This window comes from Ancylobacter sp. IITR112, from assembly GCF_041415945.1.
Lineage (GTDB): Bacteria > Pseudomonadota > Alphaproteobacteria > Rhizobiales > Xanthobacteraceae > Ancylobacter.
Map to the genome: position 1 here is coordinate 4002549 of NZ_JBGCUS010000001.1, position 26191 is coordinate 4028739.

A 26191-nucleotide genomic window follows, 5' to 3' on the forward strand; every position below is an offset into this window, starting at 1 on the left:
GACACGCATGTGACATTGCAGTGCGCACGATCTTGTCGCGGCGGCGCGAGAGGCGTAAATCTCGACGCCCGGCGTGCGGCCTGGGCCAGCGGGACCTGCCATGGACGATATTCACTACCGCGAATATAAAATCCTGCTCCGCCCGGAGCGCTTCTTCGATCCGCATCAATTCGAGGTCTACTGGCACAAGCTGGGCCTCATCGCGCCCGAGTTCAAGGTCGGGGTGGTGACCAACAAGGACGGCTTCAAGCGCCAGGTGCGCGAAGTGCTCTTCTACGACACGCCGGACTACGACCTCTACCGAAACGCCTTCATCCTGCGCAAGCGCACCTTCTACACCGATGGCTGGCCCGAGCCGGAGCATGAGCTGACCCTCAAGTTCCGTCATCCCGAGCTTGCCGTGGCGGCGGCGGTGGATGTGGTGCCGCATCTGAGCGGCAAGGCGGACATCAAGTTCAAGGAAGAGCTGCTGCCGCTGAAGGACAGCCTGGGCGGTATGCGCTCGCTCTATTCGCATAATTGCGTGCTGCTCAGCCCCGGCATCGTGCTGGACGCCGGGCTGGAGCGCATCACCTCGGTGTTTCCGGAACTGGCGGAACATTGCCCGGCCGACAAGGCGGCGACCATCTCGCTGGTCAACAACCTCCCCGTCGAAGAGGTGCAGGTGAATGTCGGCTCTTTCGATTTCGGCCACGGGCTGATTGCCAAGGCGACCATTTCGGTGTGGCGCGACCGCACGACGGAAAGCGCGATCATCGGCGAATTCGCCTTCCAGGCGAAGTTCGACCGCTATGACGCGCTGCATGCCAAGGCGCTGACGCGCTCGGAGGAGTTCTTCCGCGCGGCGCAGACCCAGGCGCCGGAATGGGTGAAGCTCGGCGCGACCAAGACCGCGCTGGTCTATAATTTCGGCAAGCAGCTCGTGGCCAGTCACGAGGGCTGAACCCGCCGCCGGCGCCTCTCGGGAAACGCCTCGCATGACCCCTTCGCCTCCGCCAGCACCGGGCGCCGCCGCCAGCGAGCCGCCCGCCCCCTATGCGGTGCCGCGCGGCGTGCCGCTGTGGGAGATTTTCGTCACCTTCCTGTTCATCGGCGCCATCAGCTTCGGCGGCGGGGTGGTGGCCTATCTGCGCGCCAGCCTGGTGCTGAAGAAGGGCTGGCTCGACGAGGAGCATTTCCTCTCGGCGCTGGAAATCTCCCAGGCGCTTCCCGGCCTCAACGCCACCAATATGAGCATCATCGTCGGCGACCGGCTGCGCGGCGTGGCCGGCGCCATCGTCGCCTTCATCGGCATGACGCTGCCGGGCGGCAGCATGGTGCTGGCGCTGGGCGTCGCCTATGCCGCCAATGACCACAATCCTTACGTCAATGCCGCGCTCGTCGGCGTCGGCGCGGCGGCGGTGGGCATGCTCTCGGCGGTGACGCTGCAGATCGGCCACAAGCAGCTCGGCGAAATCGTCAACGTCGCCATCATCGCCGCGACCGTGCTGATGGTGAGCTTCCTGCACATCTCGCTGATCTGGGTGCTGCTCACCGTCGGCCCGGTGGCGGTGTTCCTGTTCCGCCCGCGCAAGGGCGCCGACGAAACGGATGCGCACGACCGGAAGGCGCCATGAACGAGAATCTCTCCGTCCTCGGCGTCTTCTCCCTGCTCTCGGTTCTCGCGGTCGGCGGCGGCGCCGCCGTACTGCCGGAAACCAAGGAACTCGTCGTCGGCACCTATCACTGGCTGAACGACGACCAGTTCCGCGACATTTACGGCCTCGGCCAGGTGGTGCCGGGGCCGAACATGCTGATGGTCATCGTCATCGGCTATCACGTCACCGGCTTCATGGGCGCGCTGATGGCCTTTGTCGGCTTCTTCCTGCCGGCGGGGGCGCTGTCCTGGGCCGCCTCGCGCGTGTGGGACCATTTCGAGGGCTCGCCCTGGCGGCGCTCGCTGCAGCAGGGGCTGGCGCCGCTGGTGGTCGGGCTGATGGCCTCGGGCACCATCTCCATCGCCCGCACGGCGATCGACGGCACGCTCACCGTCATCATCGCCTTCGCCGTTTTCGCCGGGGTCTATTGCGTGAAGAAGGTGAACCCGGCGCTGCTGGTGCTCGGCGGCGGGCTGGTGGGGCTGGCCCTGCTCAGCGGCACCGGCGCGGGGATGCCGCCGTCCTGACCCCTCCCGCAGGGGCCGTGCCGGGCGTGCTCAGCCGCGGCGCTCGGGCAGATAGGGACTGACCGCATGGGCGAGGCCCGGCGCCGTCAGGCTCTGCAGCCACACCTTGCCGGGGCCGGAGAGCCGCACCAGGAACAGCCCGTCGCCGCCGAACAGGGCGTTGCGCACCCCGCGCATCGTCGTCAGCTCGAAGGACACGCTTTCCTCGAACAGCCCGACATGGCCGGGATGGACAAGCAATTGCTGGCCCGCCTTCAGCTCATATGTGACCAGTTCGCCGCTCAGCTCGACATAGGCGCTCGCCTGCCCGGCGAGGCGCTGCAGCACGAAGCCCTCGCCGCCGAACACCGCGCCGCCCAGCGTCTGCTGGAAGGCGGTGCTGACCTCGATGCCCGGCGTGCCGCAGACGAAGCCGTGACGATGGGCGAGATAGGCGCGGCCGGGGCTGACCTCGATCTCCACGAAATTGCCCGGCAGCTTGGCGGCGAAGGCGACATTGCCGGGTCCGCGCTCGGCGTGGAATTCGGTCATGAACAGGCCGCCGCCCGAAACGGCCCGGCTCACCAGCCCGAGCAGCCCGCCCGCCCCGCCGCCGGCGGTGGAGGTGGTCAGCACGATGTCGCCGGACATCCAGGAAAGCTGGTCCGGCACGCCGACGATGCGGTCGCCGGCGTCGAGCTGGAGTTCGAGCACGGGTAGCGTGGTGCCGATGATCTTCGAGCGCATGGGTGGCCTCCGGATGGCGCCGCCGCACGCGGCGCGGGATGCGGGAGCCGAGCTTAGGCGAAGCCGCGCCCGCTGTCGCCCGCAGGCGCGGCGCGCACAGGAAATTTGCATTGACGCATGGGGTTACGGCTGGTGCGGCGACAGGCGCGTGATATCCTTGCTCGCTATCATCACCGGATCCCCTCGGGAGTGCTTCATGCGTTATCCCTCCTTCGCCTCCGCCGTCGCGCGGCTGCGCCGGGCGGCGTTTGCCGCTGCCCTGGCTGTCGCCGCCTTCACCGCCGCCGGCCTCGCCAGCGGCACCGCTGAAGCCGGCGTGGTCACGCCCGGCCTCGCCGCCCCGTCGGCCGTCGCCGCCGGCACGCTCGCTCCCTCCGCCGCGCTCACCGAGAATGTGGCCTGGGTCTGCGGCCCGTTCCGCTGCTTCTGGCGCCCGAACTATAATTGGTACGTGCCCCCCTATGCCCGTGGCTGGGGCCCGCCGGTGCGCCCGAACTGCTTCTGGCGCCGCACCTGGGGTGGCGGCTGGGTGCATGTCTGCCCCTGAGGCGGCGTGAAACCCTGCGGGCTCTGCCGCCGCCTTGAGGCGAGCCGCCTTGGGACACAAGCCGGCCCACCTTGTGGCTGATCCACGGAGAAGGGTGCGCGTGCGCGCCCTTTTTTGTCGGTCTCCCGCTCCATCACGATCCCGCCGCTGCGCGGGAGATTCGAGACCCCATGCGCGACGGCTACCGCCCGCTGCTCTTCGCCACCTTCGCCACCCTGATCGCCGGCTTCGTCGATGCCGTCGGCTACGCCCATCTCGGCGGGCTGTTCCTCTCCTTCATGAGCGGCAACAGCACCCGGCTCGGCATTCAACTGGCGCAGGGACATTGGCCGCTGGCGCTGTTCACCGCCTCTGTCATCGCCGGCTTCGTCATCGGCGCCTTTGCCGGCACGCTGATCGCCGATGTGGCGGGCGAATGGAAACTGGTCGCCGTGCTCGGCAGCGAGGTGGTGCTGTTCGTGCTGGCGGCGGTGCTGGCGGGCGGGGATGCGGGAAGGCTGTCGCTGCTGCCGGTCGCGCTCGCCATGGGCATGCAGAACAGCGTGCACCAGGTCATCGCCGGGGCGGATGTCGGCAAGAGCTTCGTCACCGGTGCGCTGTTCGGCGTCGGCCAGGCGCTCGCCCGCTGGGCGCGGCGGCGCGGCGGACCGGTGGAGGCGCTGTCCTATGCCGGTTCCTGGGCGTCCTTCGTCATCGGCGCGGGCATCGGCGCCATGCTGCTGGCGGCGAGCGGGCTGGTCCCCTCGCTGGCGGCCGCCTGCGTGCTGCTGGCCGGCCTCACCGCCATCGCCTTCGCCTTCCATGGCCATTTGCTGCACCCGATCGGGCGCGAGGGTGGCGACTGACCGCGGGCGAGGGAACCGCCCGTGAGGCACCTCGCCGCGACAGTCAGTCCCGTGCGCTGATCTCGCGCTCGCCGCGATGCACGGTGAGCTCTCCCGGCCGCCCGGCTCCGCGCCGGCGGTAGACGCTCGGCCGGCGGTGCTTGAGCGCGCCACGCCGTGCCCGGCGCCCCTGCACCGCGCCGATGATGAGCCGACCGATCATCGCATGGGCGGGCCGGTGGCTGCCATCGGCCAGCGTCACCAGCATCGGCCGGCCGAGCGCCGCGCTCCAGCCGCGCCATTCCGCCACCACGTCGTCAATATGCGGCGCGCTGTAGAGCGTCACCGACAGCGCCGGGTCCGCATGCACGAAGAGCAGGGCGATGCCGTCATCGTCGCCTTCCGGGTCGAGCAGCGCCACGGCGAGGCCGCGATAGGCGGAGAGCGGGCATGCGGCCGTCACCGTCACGCCGGCGAGGCGCCGGCTCAGCCTCACCCCCTCCGGCCCGATCTCGATCTGCCGCACCCCGTCATCCGCGCCGTCGTCGGCGGCGTCGAATCGCAGCGGCCATTCTTCCGGCGCGGTGGGGCGCGCCAGCGCCACATAGGTCTGGCGCGCCGCCTCCGGCCTTGTCTTCAGGTCCAGTCTGTCCTGACGCATCACGCATCTCCCCGCCGATTTTCTGGCTCAGTGGCCTCGGTCGTGGGCACACCCTAGTCGCGACCCCTTGCTCCGCCGCTTAAAGGACATGGTTGAGAGTTTCTTCCCGGCGGGGAATGGCACCTATGCTTGACGATTGCTTGTCGGAATCGCTCGCAATGCCAATATCGCATTTGCAATCCCCGCCTCGTGCGCCTACGTCCCGCGAATGGAAACCATGCCAAGCCTTGCCGCCGATCTGCCCGGTCCCGATCCTCTGGCCGATCCCGCCGTCGCCGCGCGGCATCTGGCCGAGGCGGTGGTCGCCGCCGGGGCGGTGGCGGTGGAGATGTTCCGCGCCGGGGTGAAGAGCTGGTCCAAGCACAATGATTCCCCCGTCACCGAGGCCGACCTCGCCGTCGACGTGATGCTGCGCGAGCGGCTCAGCCTGGTCGGGCCGGATTATGGCTGGCTGTCGGAGGAGACGGTGGACGAACCCTCGCGCCTGTCGCGCCGCCGGGTGTGGATCGTCGACCCCATCGACGGCACCCGGGCTTACATGGCCGGGCACGCCGACTGGTGCGTGGAGGCGGCGCTGGTCGAGGATGGCCGCCCGATCGCCGGCGCCCTGTTCGCCCCCGTCACCGACGAGTTGTTCATGGCGGTGCGCGGCGGCGGGGCGACCCGCAACGGCCGGCCGATCCGCGTCTCCGCCACCGGCGCGCTGGATGGCGCGCGCATTGACGGCCCGGCGCCGTGGCTCGCCCATCTCGACCGCGCCGGTGACTGGCGGCGGGTGGACCGCATCCGTTCGCTCGCCCTGCGCCTCGCCCGAGTCGCCACCGGCGAGCTCGATGCGGCGCTCGCCTCGCCCAACGGTAATGATTGGGACCTTGCCGCCGCGGACCTTTTGGTGCACGAAGCAGGCGGACGGCTGACCACGCTCGACGGCCGTCCGCTCGCCTATAACGCGCCGGTGCCGCGGCATGGGGCGCTGGTTTCCGCCGGCCGCCGGCTGCACCCGGCGCTCATGGCCGTGGCGCGCTGATCGTTCCCGAGCACAGGACGCGACCGGAATGCCCGAGACCACCAGTCCCCAGCTTCTGCACCTTGTCTTCGGCGGCGAGCTCGAAAAGATCGACGGCGTCACCTTCAAGGATCTCGACGCGCTCGACATTGTCGGCGTCTACCCGAACTACGCCACCGCCCATGCGGCGTGGAAGGCCAAGGCGCAGCAGACCGTCGACCAGGCGCAGACGCGCTATTTCATCGTTCATCTCCATCGCCTGCTGGACCCGGACGCCAGCGCGACGACAAGCTGAGCGCCGGCCTTTCCGTATGTGGCGTCGACTGCGCACCTCACCGACGGTCCGCACCGTTCTCGGGCGGAGCATGGCGTCCTATCTGCGTTTCGTCTGGCGGACCCAGCGCGTGGTGATGGAGCCGGCCAATCTCTATGAGCTGGCTGACGCCGAGCTGCCGATGATCCTCACCTTCTGGCACGGGCAGCATTTCCTCACCCCGTTCCTGGTGCGGCCCTATCACCGCGCCAAGGTGATGATCTCGCGCAGCGCCGATGCGGATGTGAACGCCATCGCCGCGGAGGCGCTCGGCATCGGCGCGGTGCGCGGCTCGGGCGCGCAGGGGCGCGATTTCCGCACCAAGGGCGGCTTCAACGCCACGCTGGAAATGATCCGCCACCTGTCCGAGGGCACCAATGTCGCGATGACGGCCGATGTGCCGAAGATCTCGCGCGTGGCCGGGCTGGGCGTCGTCACCATCGCCAAGCATTCCGGGCGGCCGATCTATCCCGTCGCCATCGCCACCTCGCGGCGCATCATCGCCCGTTCCTGGGACAAGTCGGCGATCCACCTGCCCTTCGGCCGCGCCGCCGTGGTCGCCGGAGATGGGGTGCGCGTCGCTGCCGATGCCGGGCCGCAGGAGCTGGAAGCGGCGCGGCGCGAAATTCAGCGCCAGCTCGAAGTCGCCACCGCCCGCGCCGAGGAACTGGTCGGCCGGCCGGAAGAGGCAAGGGCGCTCGCCCGCAAGAGCGCGATCGCCGCCGCCGCGCCCGGGGATTCCGCGCCCGCCGCTTCCGCCAACGGCTAGCGCGTCATGGCCAGCGCGCATTCCCCCTTTCTCGTCCGCTGCTACCGGGCGGCGACCTGGCTGGCGACGCCCTTCGTCCGCCTGCTGCTGGCGCGCCGGCTGAAGCGCGGCAAGGAGGACGGCGCCCGCCTCACCGAACGCTATGGTCGCGCCAGCGCCGCCCGTCCGCGCGGGCCGCTGGTGTGGGTGCATGGCGCCAGTGTCGGCGAGATGATCGCCGTGCTGCCGCTCATCGAGCGGCTGCGCGAGCGCGGCTTCCGCGTGCTGTTCACCTCCGGCACGGTGACCTCGGCGCGGCTGGCCCAGGCGCGGCTACCGCCCGACGTGCCGCACCAGTTCGTGCCGCTGGATTCGCCGCTGTTCCTGCGGCGCTTCCTCCGGCACTGGCGGCCGGACCTGGTGCTGCTGGTGGAATCCGAGCTTTGGCCGAACCTCATTCTGGAGGTGAAGGCGCGCGCCACCCCGCTGGTGCTGGTCAATGCGCGGATGTCGCCCTCCTCCTTCGAGAGCTGGCGACGGGTGCCGGGCAGCGTCGCGGCGCTGCTGTCGCGGGTCGACCTGTGTCTGGCGCAGGGGCCGGACGATGGCGAGCGGCTGCGCCAGCTCGGCGCGCCGCGCGTCACCGTCACCGGCAATCTCAAATTTGACGCGCCGCCGCCTCCCGTCGATATCGCCGCCTTCGACGCGCTGCGGCTGGCGACGGCCGGGCGCAGCGTCGTCGTCGCCGCCTCCACCCATCCCGGCGAGGAGGAAATCGTCATCGAGGCGCATCAGCGTCTCGCCAAGGAACTGCCGAACCTGCTCACCATCCTCGCCCCGCGCCATCCCGAACGCGGCACGGCGGTGGTGCAGCTCGCCACCGCCGCCGGCTGCCCGGCGGTGCTGCGCAGCGACGGCTACCAGCCGGACAAGGGCACGGCGATCTATGTCGCGGACACGATCGGCGAACTCGGCCTGTTCTACCGGCTCGGGCCGGTGGCGCTGCTCGGGGGCTCGCTGGCGCGCCGGGGCGGGCAGAATCCGATCGAGCCGATCAAGCTCGACACCGCCATCCTGCACGGCCCGCATGTGACCAATTTCAACGCGCTCTACGACCGGCTCGACGAGGCGGGCGGGGCGCTGTGCGTCACCGATGCGCGCACGCTCGCGGCGGCGGCCTATATGCTGCTGGCGGACCCGGCCTCGCGCGCTACGATGATCGCGGCCGGGCGGGCGACGATCGAGAGCTTCGGCGGCGCGCTGGAGCGCACGCTCGGCGCCATCGACCCCTATCTGGTGCAGATCCAGCTTGAGAGGCGCTGAACGTGATGCAGGCACCTCACTTCTGGTGGCGACGCGAACACAGCCTGCTGGCGAAGCTGCTGGCGCCGCTGGGCGCGCTGGTCGGCGGAATCACGCTGGCGCGGCTTCGCCGGCCGGGCACGGGTGTCGGCCTGCCGGTCATATGTGTCGGCAACCCGACCGTCGGCGGCGCCGGCAAGACCCCGACCGTGATCGAGATCGCCCGCCGGCTCGCCCTGCATGGCCACAAGCCGGCGGTGCTGACGCGCGGCTATGGCGGCCGGCTGAAGGGCCCGGTGCGGGTCGATCCGCTGCTGCACGGCGCCGATGATGTGGGCGACGAGCCGCTGCTGCTCGCCCGCGCGGCGCCGACCTTCGTCGCCCGAGACCGGCTCGCTGGGGCGCAGGCGGCGGCGCAGGCCGGCGCCGACATCCTCATCATGGATGACGGCTTCCAGAGCCCGGCGCTGGCGAAATCTCTGTCGATCCTCGTCATCGACGCCGGCGTCGGCATCGGCAACGGCCTGTGCCTGCCCGCCGGACCGCTGCGCGCGCCGCTCGCCCCCCAGCTCGAACAGGCGCAGGCGCTGCTGGTCATCGGCGAGGGAGCGCCAGGCGAGCGCGCCGCGCGCGAGGGCTATGCCGCCGGCGCCGTGGTGCTGCGCGGGCGTCTCGCCCCGGAGGCGCAGGCGGTGGCGCGGCTGTTCGGCAAGCGCGTGCTCGCCTATGCCGGTATTGGCCGTCCCGCCAAATTCTTCGAGACGCTGCGCACGCTCGGCGTGCTGCCTGTCGTGACGCGGGCCTTCCCGGACCACCATGTCTACACGGCGGCCGAGGTGGAAGAGCTTCGCGCCGAGGCGCAGAAGATGGACCTCGTGCTGGTCACCACCGAAAAGGACGCGATGCGCCTCGCCGGCAGCGAGGTCGGCCAGCCGCTGATCGAAGTGTCGGATGTGCTGCCGGTGCGGATGGCGCTGGAGCCGCAGAGCGCGAAAGCGCTGGAGCGCATGCTGGGCGGCCTGGAATCCGGCCCGCGCGAGCGTTAGAGCACGCGCCGATCAGCTTGCATCGCAAGCTGATCGGATAACGCGTTCTCTATCTTAGAGTTAGAGGGCGATTTACCGATCAGATTGATTCAATCTGATCGGATCGCGCTCTAGCGCGTTTTCGAGCGCAGTGGATGCCGATCCGGTTGATTCAACCCGATCGGCCGGGCTTCGGCACCGTTCAGGCCGGCTTGAGGCGGTCGGGATGCAGCCGCGCCAGCACCGCCTGCGGGCTGGCATAGGCTTCCTGCAGGTCGACGCTCCAATAGCGCAGCTCGTCGAGCGGGATCGCCTCGCCGGTCACGGCGCAGCGTACGAAGGTGCCGGGACGCACGACGCGGAAGTCGCCGTCGAGATAGCGCACCTCGGCTTCACCCGAGGCGGAGAAACGTTCGAAGCGGTTCATGTTCCCGCCCATCCTGTCGGTTCGGTTGGCGCGACAATAAAGAGCCGGTGGTCCATACGGCAAGTCCGATGGAGCACCTATCGGCGTGGCGCCCGGTCAATTATCGAACAAGGTGGGTTGGCGCGGCCCCTCCGGCAAGGGGGAGGCTGCGCGGCTCTTCGGCTTGCGTGCCGGCCGGGCGGGGGAGGGCGGCGCGTCCGGACCGGCGGCGGCGGTGGCGGACACGGCGACCCGCCCGTCGCGGAATTCGATCTCCATCGCGTCCCCGGCGGCGATGCCCGCCGCCGCATGGACCGGCGCGCCCGAGGCGTCGCGGACGAGCGCATAACCCCGCGCCAGCACGCCCTTATAGGAGAGGGCGGTGAGCAGCTTGGCCACCGCGTCGAGCCGGCCGGCGCGCTCGGCCGCCTGCTGGCGCCGGCAGCGGACAAGGCGCGCCTGCGCATTTTCCAGCCGGTCGCGCCCGCGCCTGCCGCGCTCGCGCAGCGCCTGCGCGAGCAGCCGCAGCCGCCCCTCGTCGCGGGTGAGCCGCAGACGGTGGCTTGAGGTGTTGACCGCCAGCCCGCGCGGCAGCCGGGCGGCGATGTCGCCCAGGCGCTCGCCCCGGCGGGTGAGGGCGCCGGCGAGAAGCTGGGGCGTCAGCCGCCCTTCGATGCGGGTCAGCGCCAGCCGGTGCGCGCCGGCATTGGCTTTCAGCGCCCGGGGCAGGCGCTGGCCGGCCAGGTCGAGCCGCTGGCGCGGCACGGCGAGCACGGCATCCGCGCTCGGCAGCAGGCGTGACAGTGCCCGCAGTTCGCTGCGCTGCCGGTCGAGCGCGCGGGCGAGGCCGGCGCGCCGCCGCGCGTCGAGCCGCGCCAGTTCGGCGACGAGATCGGCGCGCACCGGCACCGCCATCTCGGCGGCGGCGGTCGGGGTGGGGGCGCGCAGATCGGCGGCGAAGTCGATCAGCGTCACGTCGGTCTCATGGCCGACGGCGGAAATCAGCGGGATGGCGCTCTCCGCCGCCGCGCGCACCACGCTTTCCTCGGAAAAGCCGAGCAGATCTTCCAGCGAGCCGCCGCCGCGCGCGACGATGAGCACGTCCGGACGCGGGATCGCCCCGCCGGCCTGTATCGCGTTGAAGCCGCGAATGGCGGCGCTCACCTCGGCCCCCGACGTGTCGCCCTGCACCCGCACCGGCCACACCAGCACATGGCGGGGAAACCGATCGTTCAGCCGGTGGAGAATGTCGCGGATCACCGCCCCGGTGGGCGAGGTGACGACGCCGATGACACGGGGTAGGAAAGGCGGGCGGCGCTTGCGCTCGGGCGCGAACAGGCCTTCGGCGGCGAGGCGGCGCTTCCTCTCCTCCAGCATCGCCATGATGGCGCCGGCGCCGGCGAATTCCAGCTGCTCGATGACGATCTGGTAGGAGGACTTGCCGGGAAAGGTGGTGATGCGGCCGATGGCGACCACTTCCAGCCCTTCCTCCGGCCGGATCTTCAGCCGGCCGAAATTGCCCTTCCACACCACGGCGTCCAGCCGGGCGTTCTGGTCCTTCAGGCTGAAATAGGCGTGGCCGGAGGAATGCGGGCCGCGATAGCCGGAGATTTCCCCGCGCACCCGCACATGGCCGAAGGAATCCTCCACCGTGCGCTTGAGCGCGCCGGAAAGTTCCGAGACGGTCCAGTCGGCGGCGTTGGAGACGGGCGATTCGGCGAGGCTGTCGGGCATGGGGCAGTGATAATGGGTTTTGGCCGGGGCGGAAACGGGGCGGGCCTCTACATTATCCCGGCCGGGGGCGGAGCCGGAGAGCCGGGATCGCACTCCGCTGACCCCGATCCCGGCTCGGCCTGCGGCCGTCCGGGATGACGTGCCTCCTGATCCGGCCTCGGCACCTTGATCCCCGCCCTTCCCCGGCCTAGGTTGCGCCGCCTTTTCAGCCAACCGCCGGCTTACCCATGATCGATCCCGCTCTGCCGCCGCATATGCGCCCCGACAAGTCGTTCCAGGGGCTCATCCTCGCGCTCCATGCCTTCTGGGCGGACAAGGGCTGCGTGGTGCTGCAGCCCTACGACATGGAAGTCGGCGCCGGCACCTTCCACCCCGCCACCACGCTGCGCGCCCTCGGGCCGCTGCCGTGGAAGGCGGCCTATGTGCAGCCCTCGCGCCGGCCCAAGGATGGGCGCTACGGCAAGAACCCCAACCGGCTGCAGCATTATTACCAGTACCAGGTGATCCTGAAGCCCTCGCCGGCCGACCTGCAAGACCTCTATCTCGCCTCGCTCTCGGCCATCGGCATCGACCTCAACCTGCACGATGTGCGCTTTGTCGAGGACGATTGGGAAAGCCCGACGCTCGGCGCCTGGGGGCTGGGCTGGGAGTGCTGGTGCGACGGCATGGAGGTGAGCCAGTTCACCTATTTCCAGCAGGTCGCCGGCTTCGAATGCGCCCCCGTGGCAGGCGAGCTGACCTATGGGCTGGAACGCCTCGCCATGTATGTGCAGGGGGTCGAGAACGTCTACGACCTCAATTTCAACGGCCGCGAGGGCGACGAGAAGGTCACCTATGGCGACGTGTTCCTGCAGGCGGAAGAGGAATATTCCCGGCACAATTTCGAGCATGCCGACACCGACATGCTGTTCGAGCAGTTCCGCATGGCCGAGAGCGCGGCGGCGAAATATCTTGAGGCCGGCTGGGAAGACGGCAGCAAGACCCGCCATCTGATGGCGCAGCCCGCCTATGACCAGTGCATCAAGGCGAGCCATGTGTTCAACCTGCTCGACGCGCGCGGGGTGATCTCCGTCACCGAGCGGCAGAGCTATATTCTGCGCGTGCGCGAACTCGCCAAGGCCTGCGGGGCGGCCTGGCTGGCCACGGCGGCGGGCGGCACACCGGCGGCCTGATCTTCTCCTTCCTCCCCGCGCGGAGCGCGCCCATGGCCAGCGTCGATGTCGCGTCCTATTCCGGCCCCGAGCCGGCCGAGACCCCGGCCGGTTCCCGCGCGCTCATCGCCGGGGCGCTGGGCAATGTGCTGGAATGGTATGATTTCGCCGCCTATGGCTTTCTGGCCGCGATCTTCGCCAGGAACTTCTTCCCCGACAGCGACCCCTTTGTCGGCCTGATCGCCGCCTTCGGCGTGTTCGCCGCCTCCTTCGTCATGCGGCCGGTCGGCGGCATGGTGTTCGGCCATATTGGCGACCGTTATGGCCGCCGCCGGGCGCTGTTCATCTCCGCCGCGATGATGACGGTCTCCACCGTCGCCATCGGCCTGCTCCCGACCTATGCGACGATCGGCGTCGCCGCGCCGCTGCTGCTCCTGCTGCTGCGGCTGCTGCAGGGGCTGTCGATCGGCGGGGAATACACCACCTCGGCGATCTTCCTCGCCGAGAATGCCAAGCTGCGGCGGCGCGGGCTCATCGCCTCCTTCGCCGGCTGCGGCGCCTCCGGCGGCACGCTGCTCGGCTCCATGGTCGGCGCCGTCACCGCCATGATGATGAGCACGGACGATCTCGTCGCCTGGGGCTGGCGCATCCCGTTCCTGCTCGGCATCCTGCTCGGCGGCTTCACGCTCTATCTGCGCGGTTCCGCCATTGACGACGCGCCTTCCCGCCCGCACCGGCCCGGCCGGCTGCCGCTGGTCGAGGCCCTGCGCACCGATGGGCGCGAGATGATCCGCGCCGCGGTGCTCAACCTCACCTTGGGCGTCAGCTTCTATATGCTGTTCGTCTATCTCACCACCTATATGCAGCAGGTGGACGGCCTCACCGAGCGCCTCTCGCTGCAGATCAACACCATCAGCATGGTGGCCGTGCTCGGGCTGGCGCCGCTCTTCGCCGCGTTGTCGGACCGGATCGGGCGCAAGCCCGTGGTCTGCGGCGGGCTGATCGGTCTCATCCTGTTCTCCTGGCCGTTGTTCCGCCTGCTCGATTCCGGCGTGGCGGCGAACGCGCTCATCGGCCAGCTCGGCTTTGCCGTGCTGGTCGCCGCCTATGCCGGGCCTATGCCCTGCGTGCTGGTGGAAATGTTCCGCCCCGCCACGCGCTGCAGCGCGCTCTCCTTCAGCTACAATCTCGCCCTCGGCCTTGCCGGCGGCACCGCGCCGATGGTGGCGGTGTATCTGGTCAATCGCGAACAGTTCGACATGGGCCCCGCCGCCTATCTCATCGCGGTGGCGGCGGTCTCGCTCGCCGCCGCGCTGACGATGAAGGAGACCCGTGGCCGGGCGCTTTCCTGAACGAGACGCCTCCCCTCGCCGGGCGCGACGTGCTAGGGCGTCGGCCGACCTTCCCGCAACGGCGCGCGCCGCCAGGTGCCGCCCGCCAGCCGACGTGACGCAGCGCCATGCCCGATCTCCTGCTCGAACTGTTCTGCGAAGAAATCCCCGCCCGCATGCAGGCCGGCGCGGCGGAGAGCCTGCGCAAGCTCGTCACCGATGCGCTGGTCGAGCGCGGCCTCGTCTATGAGGGCGCCAAGGCGTTCGTCACCCCGCGCCGGCTGGCGCTCGCCGTGCACGGCCTGCCGGCGCAGCAGCCGGACACGCATGAGGAGCGCAAGGGCCCGCGCGTCGGCGCCCCGCAGGGCGCCATTGACGGCTTCCTGAAAGCCGCCGGCCTCGCCTCCATCGAACAGGCGAGCATCGAGAGCGACCCGAAAAAGGGCGAGTTCTACATCGCCCGCATCCACAAGCATGGCCGGCCGACGCCAGAGGTGATTGCCGAGATCGTGCCCGCCGTGATCCGCGCCTTCCCCTGGCCGAAGTCCATGCGCTGGGGCAAGGGCTCGACCAGCCCGAACGCGCTGCGCTGGGTGCGGCCGCTGCAATCCATCCTGTGCACCTTCGGCCCCGAGACCGAGGAGCCGGAGATCGTCGCTTTCGAGATCGACGGCCTCCGCTCCGGCGATGTCACGCGCGGCCACCGCTTCCTCGCTGAGGGCACGATCCGCGTGCGCCGGCTGGAAGACTGGATGGCGAAGCTGGAAGCCGCCTTCGTGGTGGTGGACCGCGAGCGGCGCAAGGACATCATCCTCAACGACGCCAAGGATCTCGCCCTCGCGCAGGGGCTGGAACTGGTGGAGGATGCCGGCCTGCTGGACGAGATTTCCGGGCTGGTGGAATGGCCCGTCGTGCTGATGGGGTCGTTCGACCCCGCCTTTCTCGACGTGCCGGACGAGGTGGTGCGCGCCACCATCCGCGCCAACCAGAAATGCTTCGTGTTGAAGGACCCCGCCACCGGGCGGCTCGCCAACAGGTTCATTCTGGTGTCGAACCTTGCCGCCAGCGATGGCGGCGCGGCGATCATCGCCGGCAATGAGCGCGTCATCCGCGCCCGGCTCTCCGACGCCAAGTTCTTCTGGGAGACGGACAAGAAGACCAACGCCTCGGTGCCGCTGGAAGAGCGGCTGGCGAAATTCGGCAATGTCACTTTCCACGAGAAGCTCGGCTCGCAGCTTGAGCGCATCCGCCGCATCGCCCGTCTTGCGCGCGAACTCGCGCCCGTGGTGGGCGCCGATCCGGACCTCGCGGAGCAGGCCGCGCTCTATGCCAAGAGCGATCTGCGCACGGAGGTGGTGGGCGAATTCCCCGAAGTGCAGGGGCTGATGGGCCGCTATTACGCCCGTCTCGAAGGCCTGCCTGAGGAAATCGCCGCCGCGGCGGAAGAGCATTACAAGCCGCAGGGCCCGACCGATATTGTCCCCACCGCGCCGGTCTCCATCGCCGTGGCGCTGGCCGACAAGCTCGATACGCTGGTCGGCTTCTGGGCCATCGACGAGAAGCCGACCGGCTCCAAGGACCCCTATGCCCTTCGCCGCGCGGCGCTGGGCGTGGTGCGGATTGTGCTGGAGAATGGGCTGACGGTGAAACTCGGCGCGTTTGCCGAGCCGGATTTGCTCTCCTTCTTCGCCGACCGTCTCAAGGTCCATCTGCGCGAAGCCGGTGCCCGCCACGATCTGGTCGATGCCGTTTTCGCCCTTCCCGGCCAGGACGACCTGCTGCTCGTGGTGAAGCGCGTCGAGGCGCTGGGGCGGTTCCTCGCCACCGAGGACGGCAAGAACCTGCTCGCCGGCACCAAGCGCGCGGCGAATATTCTGCGCATCGAGGAGAAGAAGGACGGCGTCGCTTATGAAGGCGGCGTCGACATGGTGCTGCTGCACGAGCCGGAGGAACGCGCGCTGGCTGACGCGATCGCTGCGCTCGGCCCGCAGATCGAACAGGCACTGGCGCGTGAAGACTTCGAGGCCGCTATGGCGCTGATCGCGCAGTTGCGCGCACCGGTCGACGCCTTCTTCGAGAAGGTGACGGTGAATGCGGAAGACCAGGCGCTGCGGGTCAACCGCCTGCGCCTGCTCGCCGACATCCGCGCCGCCACCCGCGCCATCGCCGATTTCGAGCGCATCGAGGGGTAGGCGGCGCACTCCTTACGCCGTCATCCCGGAACGGCCGCCAGGCCGTCTCCGGGATCGCGTGGTGTCTTGCCGTCGCGCCATCGCGATCTCGGCTCGCCGGCTTTGCCTGCGGCCGGGATGACGGCCATCGGACGTTCAGGCGCCGGAACGCTTGCGTGCACCCGAGGGCGGAACCATCCTGCCGGGCGCGGCTTATGTCGCTACCACCCAGCGGAGTGTCCCATGGACATCAATATCGTCGCCATTCAGCCGATCGTCGCGCTCATCGCCGGCATCCTCATTCTCGTAATGCCGCGCCTGCTAAGCTTCATCGTCGCCATCTATCTGATCTTCATCGGCATTGTCGGCCTGCTCGGCACCGGCGGGCTGGAGAATATCGGCCAGCGGCTCGGCATCTGAGGCCTGCGCCCTGCCCGGGCTGCCGGGCAGGGCTCCGGTGCCACGCGCTCAGCGCCGCTCCGCCCCGCGCAGGGCGTCGACGCTCCACGGGCCGGGGCCGGCGAAGGTGAGATAGAAGAACACGAAGCAGTACAGCGCCGCCAGCTCGCCGCCATTGAGGATGGGATAGAAGTCCTTCGGCGCGTGGACGAGGAAATAGGCCACCGCCGTCATGCCCGAGAGGATGAAGGCGACCGGGCGCGAGAACAGCCCGATCAGCAGCAGCGCGCCGCCGACCAGCTCGATGATGCCGGCAAGGCCCGGCATGGAAGTGAGGCTGATGCCGCTCATCTGCGTCGCGGGAAAGCCGAGCACCTTGGTGGTGCCGTGCTGGAGCAGCAGCAGTGCCGCCATGATGCGCAGCAGGCTCAGAATGTGGGGAGCCAGTCGAGTCAACGTGCCATTCATGAAGATCGCCCTCAAGGCTTGGGGTGTGCCGGCGCGTGGAGCCTGCCCCAACCGCCCGCGCGCGGCAATCCGCCGGCGTCATCACCTTTGGCGCAGGGCACAAATTTCATGACGCATCTGCGAATGATGGATTGAAGGGAAGACCTCAAGACGCTAGACCACTTGTGGGAAAAGGCGCGGGACCCCTTGGCGTGTCCTGGCTCAACCCTTTGGCGTTGCGTGCATTTCAGCCATGGCTGAATTTCCATCACGGCGGCGGGGACCCATTCGGCCCCACCCAACGGGGCATCTGAAATGACGAAATGGGTCTACACCTTCGGCGACGGCACGGCAGAGGGTGCGGCGGAGATGCGCAACCTGCTTGGCGGCAAGGGCGCGAACCTCGCGGAAATGTCGAATCTCGGCCTGCCGGTGCCTCCCGGCTTCACCATCTCGACCGAGGTGTGCACCTATTATTACGCCAATGGGAACGTCTATCCCGACAGCCTGAAGGGCGATGTCGACGCCGCGCTGGCCCATGTCGGGCAGCTCGCCGGCCGAACCTTCGGCGACCCCGCCAACCCGCTGCTCGTCTCCGTGCGCTCGGGCGCCCGCGCCTCCATGCCGGGCATGATGGACACGGTGCTCAATCTCGGGCTGAACGACGTCACCGTGGAGGCGCTGGCCGCCTCCTCCGGCGACGCCCGCTTCGCCTATGACAGCTATCGCCGCTTCATCCAGATGTACTCGAATGTGGTGCTGGACTTCCCGCATCACCATTTCGAGGAGGTGCTGGACGGCTTCAAGGGCGACCACGGCTATAATCTCGACACCGATCTGTCGGCGCAGGACTGGAAGGAAATCGTCGCCCGCTACAAGGCGCTGGTGGCGCATGAGCTGGGCAAGCCCTTCCCGCAGGACCCGCACGACCAGCTCTGGGGCGCCATCGGCGCCGTGTTCGGCTCGTGGATGAACCAGCGCGCCATCGTCTATCGCCGCCTGCACCAGATCCCGGAAAGCTGGGGCACGGCGGTGAATGTGCAGGCCATGGTGTTCGGCAATATGGGCGAGACCTCCGCCACCGGCGTCGCCTTCACCCGCAACCCCTCCACCGGCGAGAACGCGCTCTATGGCGAGTTCCTGATCAACGCCCAGGGCGAGGATGTGGTGGCCGGCATCCGCACGCCGCAGAACATCACCGAGGCCGCGCGCATTGGCGCCGGTTCCGACAAGCCCTCGATGGAGAAGGCGCTGCCGGAGGTCTACACCGAGTTCGTCCGCATCGCCGGCGTGCTCGAAGGCCACTATCGCGACATGCAGGACCTCGAATTCACCGTCGAGCGCGGCAAGCTGTGGATGCTGCAGACCCGCTCCGGCAAGCGCACCGCCAAGGCCTCGCTGCGCATCGCCGTGGAGCTCGCCCATGACGGCGTCATCACCCGCGAGGAGGCGATCGGCCGCGTCGACCCCGCCGCGCTCGACCAATTGCTGCACCCGATGCTCGACCCCAAGGCCGACAAGAAGGTGATCGGCGCCGGCCTGCCGGCTTCGCCGGGCGCCGCCTCGGGCGAGATCGTGTTCTCCGCCGACGAGGCGGAACTGCTCAAGACGCAGGGCCGCAAGGTCATTCTGGTGCGCATCGAGACCTCGCCGGAAGACATTCACGGCATGCACGCGGCGCAGGGAATCCTCACCACGCGCGGCGGCATGACCTCGCACGCCGCCGTGGTGGCGCGCGGCATGGGCAAGCCCTGTGTCTGCGGCGCCGGCACCATCCGCGTCGACTATGCCGCCGGCACGCTCACCTCAGGCGGGGTGACACTGAAGAAGGGCGACATCCTCACCATTGACGGCGGCACCGGCCAGGTGATCGCCGGCGCGGTGCCCACGCTGCAGCCGGAACTGTCGGGCGAATTCGCCACGCTCATGGGCTGGGCCGACGGCGTGCGCCGGCTGAAGGTGCGCGCCAATGCCGAGACCCCGCTGGACGCGCGCACCGCGAAGAATTTCGGCGCCGAGGGCATCGGCCTCTCGCGCACCGAGCACATGTTCTTCGAGGGTGACCGCATCCGCTCCGTGCGCGAGATGATCCTCGCCGACGACGAGAAGGGCCGCCGCGCCGCGCTCGCCAAGCTGCTCGCCGCTCAGCGCTCGGACTTCCAGGAGCTGTTCGAGATCATGGACGGGCTGCCGGTCACCATCCGCCTGCTCGACCCGCCGCTGCACGAATTCCTGCCGCACACAGAGGCGGACATTGCCGAGGTGGCGCAGGGCCTCGGGGTCAGCGCGGCCAAGCTCGCCGCCCGCAAGCGGGAGTTCGACGAGTTCAACCCGATGCTCGGCTTCCGCGGCTGCCGTCTCGCTATCGCCTTCCCGGAAATCGCGGAGATGCAGGCGCGCGCCATCTTCGAGGCGGCGGTGGCGGCGCAGAAGACCACCGGCAAGCCGGTGGTGCCGGAGATCATGGTACCGCTGATCACCGGCAAGCGGGAATTCGACCTCGTCAAGCACGACATCGACACGGTGGCGAAGAAGGTGGAGGCCGAGACCGGGGTGGCGCTGGAGTATCAGGTCGGCACCATGATCGAGCTGCCGCGCGCCGCGCTGAAGGCGGGCGAGATCGCGGAAACCGCCGAGTTCTTCTCCTACGGCACCAACGACCTCACCCAGACCACCTACGGCATTTCCCGCGACGATGCCGGCACCTTCCTCGGCACCTATATCGCCAAGGGCATTTTCGAGGTGGACCCCTTCGTGTCGATTGACACGGATGGTGTGGGCGAACTGGTGAAGATCGCCACCGAGCGCGGCCGCGCCGTGCGCCCGAAGCTCAAGCTCGGCATTTGCGGCGAGCATGGCGGCGATCCCGCCTCGGTCGCCTTCTGCGAGGAAGTCGGGCTCGACTATGTGTCCTGCTCGCCCTTCCGCGTGCCGATCGCCCGCCTCGCCGCCGCCCAGGCCGCGCTGAAGACCAAGGCCGCCAGCCAGGCGTGAGTGGGGCGAGCCTGCACAAGACAAACTTATGCCCGGGCTTGGCCCGGGCATTCACGCAATCATCGAGCGGCGATGAAAAATCGTGGATCCCCGGGTCGAGCCCGGGGATAACGCGGGTCGGCGAGGGGGGCGCTGTTCCCCCTCACCCGCCCTTCGCTGCCGCCTTCAGCCGGTACAGCGCTTCCAGCGCCTCGCGCGGGGTCATTTCGTCGGGGTCGAGCGTAGCGAGCGCGTCCTTCACCGCCGCCGCCACCGGGTCGGTTTTCGGCGTCGGGGCGGCGAGAGGCGGGGCGCGGTTGAGCGCGGCGAAGAGCGGGAGATCGTCGAGAATGCGCTGCGCCGGCGCGGCGCGGTCGGCGGACTCAAGCTCGGTCAGCACGGCGCGGGCGCGCTCCACCACCGCATGCGGCAGGCCGGCGAGCTTGGCGACCTGAATGCCGTAGGAGCGGTCCGCCGCGCCCGGCACCACCTCATGCAGGAAGATCACCTCGCCTTCCCATTCCTTCACCTTCACCGTCGCGTTGACGAGGCGGGAAAGCCGCTGGGACAGGGCGGTCAGCTCGTGGAAATGGGTGGCGAACAGGCCACGGCAGCGATTGGCCTCGTGCAGGTGCTCCAGACTCGCCCAGGCGATGGAGAGGCCGTCAAAGGTCGCGGTGCCGCGCCCGATCTCATCGAGGATCACCAGCGAGCGTTCGGTGGCCTGGTTGAGGATGGCGGCGGTTTCCACCATCTCGACCATGAAGGTGGAGCGCCCGCGCGCGAGATCGTCCGCCGCGCCGACGCGGGAGAACAGCCGGTCGACCACGCCGATGCGCGCCAGCCGCGCCGGCACGTAGGCGCCGGCCTGGGCGAGGATGGCGATGAGCGCGTTCTGGCGCAGGAAGGTCGACTTACCCGCCATGTTCGGGCCGGTGACCAGCCAGATCCGCCCGGCGCGGGCGCCTTCGGGCGGGGAAAGCTCGCACTCATTGGCGACGAACGGCCCGCCATCGCGGCGCAGCGCCTGCTCCACCACCGGGTGGCGCCCGCCTTCGATGCGGAAATCGAGCCCCTCATGCACCTCCGGGCGCACATGGTTCTCATCCACCGCCAGCTTGGCGAGGCCGGCGGTGACGTCGATCACCGCCAGCGCCTCGGCGCAGGCGCGGATCGCCTCGGTCTCGGCGGTCACGGCGGCGACCAGTTCGTCGAACAGCCCCTGCTCCAGCGCCAGCGCCCGCTCGCCGGCGCTGGATATCTTCGCCTCCAGCTCGGCGAGTTCGGTGGAGGTGAAGCGCATCGCCCCCGCCATGGTCTGGCGGTGCATGAACACGGCGTCGAAGGGCGGCTCGCGCAGCCGGTCGGCGTTCTGCTGGCTCACCTCGACGAAATAGCCGAGCACCGCATTGTGCCGGATCTTGAGCGCGCGGACCCCGGTTTCCTCGACATAGCGCCGCTCCAGCGCCGCCACCACGCGCCGGCTTTCGTCGCGCAGGGCGCGGGTGGCGTCGAGCTCGGGGTGATAGCCCGGGCGGATGAAGCCGCCGTCGCGGCGGTTGAGCGGGAGTTCGTCGTCGAGCGCGGCGGTAAGTCTGGCCGCCAGCGCCGGATCGACCCCACTGAGCGCCCGGGCGGCGGCCTGCAATTCGGCCGGGGCCGGGGCGTCGGCGATCAGCCCGGCGATGGCGGCGCCCTCATTCAGTCCGCGCCCGATGGCGGCGAGGTCGCGCGGCCCGGCGCGGCCCAGCGCGACGCGGGACAGCGCGCGGGCGAGGTCCGGCACGCCGGCGAGCCGGTCGCGCAATTGCGCGCGCAGGCTGGTTTCCTCGACCAGGCATTCCACCGCGTCGAGCCGCTCGGCGATGCGCTTCGGGTCTGTCAGCGGCTCGGCGAGGCGGCGGGCGAGCAGGCGCGCCCCGGCCGAGGTGACGGTGCGGTCCACGGCGGCGCATAGGCTCCCGGTACGCTCGCCGGTGGTGGTGCGCAGGATTTCGAGATTGGCCCGCGTCGCCGGGTCGATGATCATCGCCTCGCTGGAGGCCTCGCGCTGCGGCCGGCCGAGCGGCGGGCGGGCCCCGAGCTGGGTGCGCTCGATATAGGCGACGATGGCGGCGGCGGCGGCGAGTTCGGCGCGGGAGAAGCTGCCGAAGGAATCCAGCGTCGCCACCTGGAAGAAGCCGGCGATGCGCCGCCCGGCCGTAGTGCCATCGAAGCTCTCCTTCGGCAGCGGCGTCACGGCGGGCAGGGTGCGCCAGAGCGGGCGCAGCTCGGCATCGTCATAGACGGCGTCGGCGACCAGAAGCTCGGCCGGCTCGATGCGGGCGAGGTCGGCGGCCAGTCGTGCGCTGTCGGTTTCCGCGACGCGGAAGGAGCCGGTGGAGATATCGGCGAAGGCGAGGGCATAGACATAGCCATCGCCTTCCTCGCCGCTGCCCTTCACCCGGGCGAGGCTGGCCAGCACGTTCTCGCGCCGGGCATCGAGCAGCGCGTCCTCGGTCAGCGTGCCGGGGGTGACGAGGCGGATCACGTCGCGCTTCACGACACTCTTCGGGCCGCGCTTCTTCGCCTCGGCGGGCGGCTCCATCTGCTCGCACACGGCGACGCGGTGGCCGGCGGCGATGAGCTTGTGGAGATATTCCTCAGCCCGGTCCACCGGCACCCCGCACATCGGGATGTCCTCGCCCTGGTGCTTGCCGCGCTTGGTGAGCACAATGCCGAGCGCGCGCGCGGCGATCTCGGCGTCTTCGAGAAACAGCTCGTAGAAATCGCCCATCCGGTAGAACAGCAGGCTGCCGGGATTGGCAGCCTTGATCTCGATGTACTGCGCCATCATCGGCGTCACGCGCTCGGTGTCGGCGGCCGCCTTGGACGTGACGCGCTCGCTATCCGCGAGCGCTTGGGGCGCGGTGCTGTTCTCGGGCTGATCCATGGCGGGGACGCTGGCAGAGGGGAGGGGCGCCTTTCAAGCGCCGGGTGCGGTTATCCCCTCTAAAGCACCACGCCGCGCAGCGCTTCCGGGTCCATCAGCCCCATCAGCCGTCCGGCGGCGGCGCGGGCGAAGCGCAGGGTCAGCGCCTTGCGCGTCGCCCCGGCCAGCGCATGCAGCGGCGCCTCGCGCACCAGCCCGGCGCCGAAGGCGTCCGCCACCAGGATGCCGGTGTCCTCGGGCAGGATCTCCAGCGGGAAATCCGGGCCGACGGCGAAGAACAACCGGTCGCAATGGGCGCGGTACTCCGTCCATTTGCGGTCGGTGCGGAAATCGGTGACCGAGGATTTGATCTCCACCATCCACACCTCGCCGCGCAGGTCGAGCGCGGCGATGTCCGCCCGCCGGCCGGAGGCGAGGCTGAATTCCGGCACGCCCACCAGCCCGCGCGCGGCGAGATAGCGCAGCGCCCCGCGCTGTATGCCGCGCGCGGTTTCGGACTGGCGCCCATCCGGCGGCAGGACGAGGTCGGGAAAGCCGATGTCGCTCATTCCCGTACTCTATCCGTTCTCCTCCTCGCGAGGAAAGACCCCGGCGGCGGTCTCGATGGCCGGGGCGTCCTCGCCGCGCGAGAAGGCGGGCAGTTCCGGCCCGGCGAGCGCGGTGGCCGGCGCGGGCGGCAGGCTGCCGGCGCTGAGCCGGCGCACCACGGCGAAGGCGCAGATCAGCGCCGCGACGCCGAAGAAGACCGAGCCCAGCGCCTGCCCGGCGATCACCCCCTCGACGCCATACCAGCGGCTGCCGAGCCAGACGAAGGGAATGGTGCCGAGCGTCGCCCGCCCCCAGTTGAACAGGGTGGAGAGCAGCGGCGCGCCGAGATTGTTGAAGGCGGCATTGGCGACGAACAGCGCGCCGAAGAACACATAGGCGCCGGCGGCATAGAGGCAGAAGAATTCCACCAGCGCCACGCCTTCCGCCGAGAGGCCGAACAGCCCGGCGAGCGGCTGGCGCACCAGTGCGAGAACCAGCCAGACCCCGAGTACATAGGCGACGATGAGCTTCAGGCTGTCACGCACCGTCTGCCGCACCCGGTCATAGCGCCGGGCGCCGACATTCTGGCCGATCACCGGGCCGATGGCGCCGGTGAGGGCGAAGAGCGGGCCGAAGGCGACCGGGATCAGCCGGCCGATCACCGCCCAGGCCGCCACCGCCGCATCGCCATGCGGGGCGAGGGCGAAGGTGATGTAGGCATTGCCCACCGGCGTCGCGACATTGGTGAGGATGGCCGGCACGGCGATGGCCGAGAGCGGCCCGATATCGGCAAGGAAATCCGCGACGCGCGGGCGCGCGGCGAGCTTGTGCACCCGTATCACCGCGTTCAACCCATAGGCGACCATCACCCCGCGCGCCAGCACGGTGGCGATGGCGGCGCCTTCGACGCCGAGGCCGAGGGCGAGGATGAGCAGCGGGTCGAGCACGGCGGTGGTCAACCCGCCCGACAGCGTCACCCACATGGAACGGCGCGCATCGCCTATTCCGCGCAGCGTGCCGGACGCCGCCATGCCGAGGCCGAGCAGCGGCGTGGAGGGCAGCACGATCAGCAGGAAGTCGCGCGCCAGCTCCAGCGTGCGCCCGCTGGCCCCGAGCAGCGCCAGCAGGGGCGAGAGAAAGGGCAGCATCGCCAGCGTCATCGCCCCGGTGGCGAGCGCCATATAGATGAGCGAGGAGGTGGAGAGCCGCCGCCCGTCCTCGATCCGCCCGCTGCCGATGGCCCGCGAGACCAGTGCCGAGCCAGCGATCATCACGCCGATGCCGATGGAGGTGGTGAAGAACATCACCGTGCCGGCATAGCCGATGGCCGCCGCCAGCTCCTCCTCGCCGAGCAGCGAGATGTAAAACAGGTTGAGAAGATCGACGACGAACACCGCCACCAGCCCGACCGAGCCGGCGGCGGTCATGGTGGCGACATGGCGCAGCGTCGAGCCTTCGATGAAGCGGGCATTGAGCGGCTTGCGGGGGGCGGTCCTGTCCATGCCGGGGCATATGGCATGCGCGCGGCGCGCCGGACAGGCCCGTGCGCGCAACCCGTTGCTTGCGCGCACGCCGATCCGTCGCTGCCCGCCTGCCACCACCCTGCCATATGGCGATGGCATGACGTCGCCGCCCCCGCCGGTGCGACACGCCGCGCGGCGACGATTGAGAAGCGTCATCGAAATCGGCTAGAAGGGCTGGCCCCGCCGCGCGCCCGCGCCGATGCGCCGCCCGTCTCTTCCTGCTCCCCGTGCGAACGGACCCGCCATGACCGTCGACACTGCCGCCGAAACCCCGACTGCCACCGAGACCATCGACGACCACACCAAGGCCCGCGTGCTGGTGCAGGCGCTGCCGCACATGCAGCGCTATGACGACGCCATCATCGTGGTGAAATATGGCGGCCACGCCATGGGCGACGAGCAGGTGGCGCGGGACTTCGCGCAGGACATCGTGCTGCTCGAACAATCCGGCGTGAACCCGGTGGTGGTGCATGGCGGCGGGCCGCAGATCGGCGCCATGCTGGCCAAGCTCGGCATCAAGTCCGAATTCGCCGCCGGGCTGCGCATCACCGACAAGGCCACCGTCGAGATCGTCGAGATGGTGCTGGCCGGCTCGATCAACAAATCCCTGGTCGGCTTCATCAACGAGGCCGGCGGCAAGGCGCTGGGCCTGTCCGGCAAGGACGGCAACATGGTCGTCGCCTCCAAGGTGACGCGCTCGGTGCGCGATCCCGATTCGAACATCGAGCAGGTGGTCGATCTCGGCTTTGTCGGCGAGCCCGAGACGGTCGATACCACCGTGCTCGACCAGATCCTCGGCCGCGAGCTGATCCCGGTGCTGGCGCCGGTCGCCACCGGCCGCGACGGCGGCACGTTCAACGTCAACGCCGACACCTTCGCCGGCGCCATCGCCGGCGCGCTCGGCGCCAAGCGCCTCTTACTGCTGACGGACGTGCCCGGCGTGCTCGACGCCGACAAGCAGCTCATCAAGGAACTGACCATCGCCCAGGCGCGGGCGCTGATCGCCGACGGCACCATTTCCGGCGGCATGATTCCCAAGGTGGAAACCTGCATCTATGCGCTGGAGCAGGGTGTCGAGGGGGTGGTGATCCTCGACGGCAAGGTGCCGCACGCGGTGCTGCTGGAACTCCTGACCGACCACGGCGCCGGCACGCTGATCACGCGGTGACGTCTTCATGGTCGTCATCCCCGGGCCTGGCCCGGGGATCCGCGCCTTCGCGGGTGCGTGCGGAGGAAAGGCGTGGATGGCCGGGCCGAGCCCGGCCATGACGGTGCGGCGG

The 26191-nt window shown here is 69.7% G+C and carries 24 protein-coding genes; 16 read left to right on the top strand and 8 right to left on the bottom strand.

What is annotated here, in order from left to right:
- The first annotated feature begins 100 nt into the window (after positions 1 to 100).
- The 3 genes from AAC979_RS19025 to AAC979_RS19035 are packed head-to-tail and all read left to right on the top strand — an operon-like array spanning position 101 to position 2164.
- Positions 101 to 943: a hypothetical protein gene (locus AAC979_RS19025; RefSeq protein WP_371348452.1), complete on the top strand. Its 843-nt coding sequence runs from the start codon at positions 101 to 103 to the stop codon at positions 941 to 943.
- A gap of 34 nt (positions 944 to 977) precedes the next feature.
- Entirely contained in the window at positions 978 to 1616 is a 639-nt protein-coding gene (locus tag AAC979_RS19030) for a chromate transporter (protein WP_371348453.1), read from the top strand.
- Complete coding sequence (locus AAC979_RS19035) at positions 1613 to 2164, top strand: chromate transporter (RefSeq protein WP_371348454.1); 552 nt, start codon at positions 1613 to 1615, stop codon at positions 2162 to 2164. The genes AAC979_RS19030 and AAC979_RS19035 overlap by 4 nt, the downstream gene beginning before the upstream one ends.
- A 30-nt stretch (positions 2165 to 2194) precedes the next feature.
- Here AAC979_RS19035 and AAC979_RS19040 read toward each other — a convergent pair whose 3' ends face one another.
- Positions 2195 to 2890 carry a TIGR00266 family protein gene (locus tag AAC979_RS19040; RefSeq protein WP_371348455.1) on the bottom strand — a complete coding sequence of 232 codons (696 nt, stop codon included), beginning with the start codon at positions 2888 to 2890 and terminating at the stop codon, positions 2195 to 2197.
- A gap of 196 nt (positions 2891 to 3086) precedes the next feature.
- Here AAC979_RS19040 and AAC979_RS19045 point away from each other — a divergent pair, with 196 nt between their 5' ends.
- Both AAC979_RS19045 and AAC979_RS19050 read left to right on the top strand, forming a co-directional pair.
- Positions 3087 to 3437: a hypothetical protein gene (locus AAC979_RS19045; protein ID WP_371348456.1), complete on the top strand. Its 351-nt coding sequence runs from the start codon at positions 3087 to 3089 to the stop codon at positions 3435 to 3437.
- A gap of 170 nt (positions 3438 to 3607) precedes the next feature.
- Entirely contained in the window at positions 3608 to 4282 is a 675-nt protein-coding gene (locus AAC979_RS19050; protein WP_371348457.1) for a YoaK family protein, read from the top strand.
- Positions 4283 to 4325: 43 nt separating this feature from the next.
- On the opposite strand, the gene AAC979_RS19055 is transcribed toward AAC979_RS19050, so the two are convergent.
- The gene (locus AAC979_RS19055) at positions 4326 to 4922 is read right to left on the bottom strand and encodes a DUF6101 family protein (protein WP_371348458.1); all 597 of its coding nucleotides are present in this window, start codon (positions 4920 to 4922) and stop codon (positions 4326 to 4328) included.
- 217 nt (positions 4923 to 5139) lie between these two features.
- Here AAC979_RS19055 and AAC979_RS19060 point away from each other — a divergent pair, with 217 nt between their 5' ends.
- The 5 genes from AAC979_RS19060 to lpxK all read left to right on the top strand — a co-directional run bounded on the left by AAC979_RS19060 (position 5140) and on the right by lpxK (position 9337).
- Complete coding sequence (locus AAC979_RS19060) at positions 5140 to 5949, top strand: inositol monophosphatase (protein ID WP_371348459.1); 810 nt, start codon at positions 5140 to 5142, stop codon at positions 5947 to 5949.
- 28 nt (positions 5950 to 5977) lie between these two features.
- Positions 5978 to 6223 carry a DUF4170 domain-containing protein gene (locus AAC979_RS19065; protein WP_371348460.1) on the top strand — a complete coding sequence of 82 codons (246 nt, stop codon included), beginning with the start codon at positions 5978 to 5980 and terminating at the stop codon, positions 6221 to 6223.
- A 70-nt stretch (positions 6224 to 6293) separates the two neighbouring features.
- Positions 6294 to 7010: a lysophospholipid acyltransferase family protein gene (locus AAC979_RS19070; protein WP_371348461.1), complete on the top strand. Its 717-nt coding sequence runs from the start codon at positions 6294 to 6296 to the stop codon at positions 7008 to 7010.
- Between the two features lie 6 nt (positions 7011 to 7016).
- Positions 7017 to 8312, top strand: a complete 1296-nt coding sequence (locus AAC979_RS19075; protein WP_371348462.1) for a 3-deoxy-D-manno-octulosonic acid transferase — start codon at positions 7017 to 7019, stop codon at positions 8310 to 8312.
- A gap of 5 nt (positions 8313 to 8317) precedes the next feature.
- Positions 8318 to 9337: a tetraacyldisaccharide 4'-kinase gene (gene lpxK, locus AAC979_RS19080; protein ID WP_371349100.1), complete on the top strand. Its 1020-nt coding sequence runs from the start codon at positions 8318 to 8320 to the stop codon at positions 9335 to 9337.
- Positions 9338 to 9518: 181 nt separating this feature from the next.
- Here the strand turns inward: lpxK and AAC979_RS19085 are convergent, their stop codons facing one another.
- Together AAC979_RS19085 and xseA are read right to left on the bottom strand one after the other, a co-directional pair.
- Positions 9519 to 9743, bottom strand: a complete 225-nt coding sequence (locus tag AAC979_RS19085) for a DUF2093 domain-containing protein (RefSeq protein ID WP_371348463.1) — start codon at positions 9741 to 9743, stop codon at positions 9519 to 9521.
- Positions 9744 to 9839: 96 nt separating this feature from the next.
- The gene (gene xseA / locus AAC979_RS19090; RefSeq protein ID WP_371348464.1) at positions 9840 to 11456 is read right to left on the bottom strand and encodes an exodeoxyribonuclease VII large subunit; all 1617 of its coding nucleotides are present in this window, start codon (positions 11454 to 11456) and stop codon (positions 9840 to 9842) included.
- Positions 11457 to 11683: 227 nt separating this feature from the next.
- On the opposite strand from xseA, the gene AAC979_RS19095 reads away from it, so the two are divergent.
- From AAC979_RS19095 to AAC979_RS19110, 4 genes are all read left to right on the top strand, one after another.
- On the top strand, positions 11684 to 12628 hold the full coding sequence (locus tag AAC979_RS19095) for a glycine--tRNA ligase subunit alpha (RefSeq protein ID WP_371348465.1): 945 nt from the start codon (positions 11684 to 11686) through the stop codon (positions 12626 to 12628).
- 32 nt (positions 12629 to 12660) lie between these two features.
- Positions 12661 to 13959: an MFS transporter gene (locus AAC979_RS19100; protein WP_371348466.1), complete on the top strand. Its 1299-nt coding sequence runs from the start codon at positions 12661 to 12663 to the stop codon at positions 13957 to 13959.
- Positions 13960 to 14066: 107 nt separating this feature from the next.
- On the top strand, positions 14067 to 16130 hold the full coding sequence (glyS, locus tag AAC979_RS19105) for a glycine--tRNA ligase subunit beta (RefSeq protein ID WP_371348467.1): 2064 nt from the start codon (positions 14067 to 14069) through the stop codon (positions 16128 to 16130).
- 222 nt (positions 16131 to 16352) lie between these two features.
- On the top strand, positions 16353 to 16529 hold the full coding sequence (locus AAC979_RS19110) for a DUF3096 domain-containing protein (RefSeq protein ID WP_371348468.1): 177 nt from the start codon (positions 16353 to 16355) through the stop codon (positions 16527 to 16529).
- Positions 16530 to 16577: 48 nt separating this feature from the next.
- Here AAC979_RS19110 and AAC979_RS19115 read toward each other — a convergent pair whose 3' ends face one another.
- Positions 16578 to 16976, bottom strand: a complete 399-nt coding sequence (locus tag AAC979_RS19115) for a DoxX family protein (RefSeq protein WP_371348469.1) — start codon at positions 16974 to 16976, stop codon at positions 16578 to 16580.
- 294 nt (positions 16977 to 17270) lie between these two features.
- Here AAC979_RS19115 and ppdK point away from each other — a divergent pair, with 294 nt between their 5' ends.
- Positions 17271 to 19949, top strand: a complete 2679-nt coding sequence (ppdK, locus tag AAC979_RS19120; protein WP_371348470.1) for a pyruvate, phosphate dikinase — start codon at positions 17271 to 17273, stop codon at positions 19947 to 19949.
- A 142-nt stretch (positions 19950 to 20091) separates the two neighbouring features.
- Here ppdK and mutS read toward each other — a convergent pair whose 3' ends face one another.
- From mutS to AAC979_RS19135, 3 genes are read right to left on the bottom strand one after another with little or no spacing between them, the layout of a single operon-like run.
- Complete coding sequence (gene mutS / locus AAC979_RS19125) at positions 20092 to 22860, bottom strand: DNA mismatch repair protein MutS (protein ID WP_371348471.1); 2769 nt, start codon at positions 22858 to 22860, stop codon at positions 20092 to 20094.
- Between the two features lie 59 nt (positions 22861 to 22919).
- The gene (locus tag AAC979_RS19130) at positions 22920 to 23408 is read right to left on the bottom strand and encodes an MmcB family DNA repair protein (protein WP_371348472.1); all 489 of its coding nucleotides are present in this window, start codon (positions 23406 to 23408) and stop codon (positions 22920 to 22922) included.
- Positions 23409 to 23417: 9 nt separating this feature from the next.
- Complete coding sequence (locus tag AAC979_RS19135) at positions 23418 to 24890, bottom strand: MATE family efflux transporter (RefSeq protein ID WP_371348473.1); 1473 nt, start codon at positions 24888 to 24890, stop codon at positions 23418 to 23420.
- Between the two features lie 265 nt (positions 24891 to 25155).
- Between AAC979_RS19135 and argB the strand changes: the two genes are divergently transcribed.
- Entirely contained in the window at positions 25156 to 26079 is a 924-nt protein-coding gene (gene argB / locus AAC979_RS19140) for an acetylglutamate kinase (RefSeq protein WP_371348474.1), read from the top strand.
- The last annotated feature ends 112 nt before the right edge of the window (positions 26080 to 26191 follow it).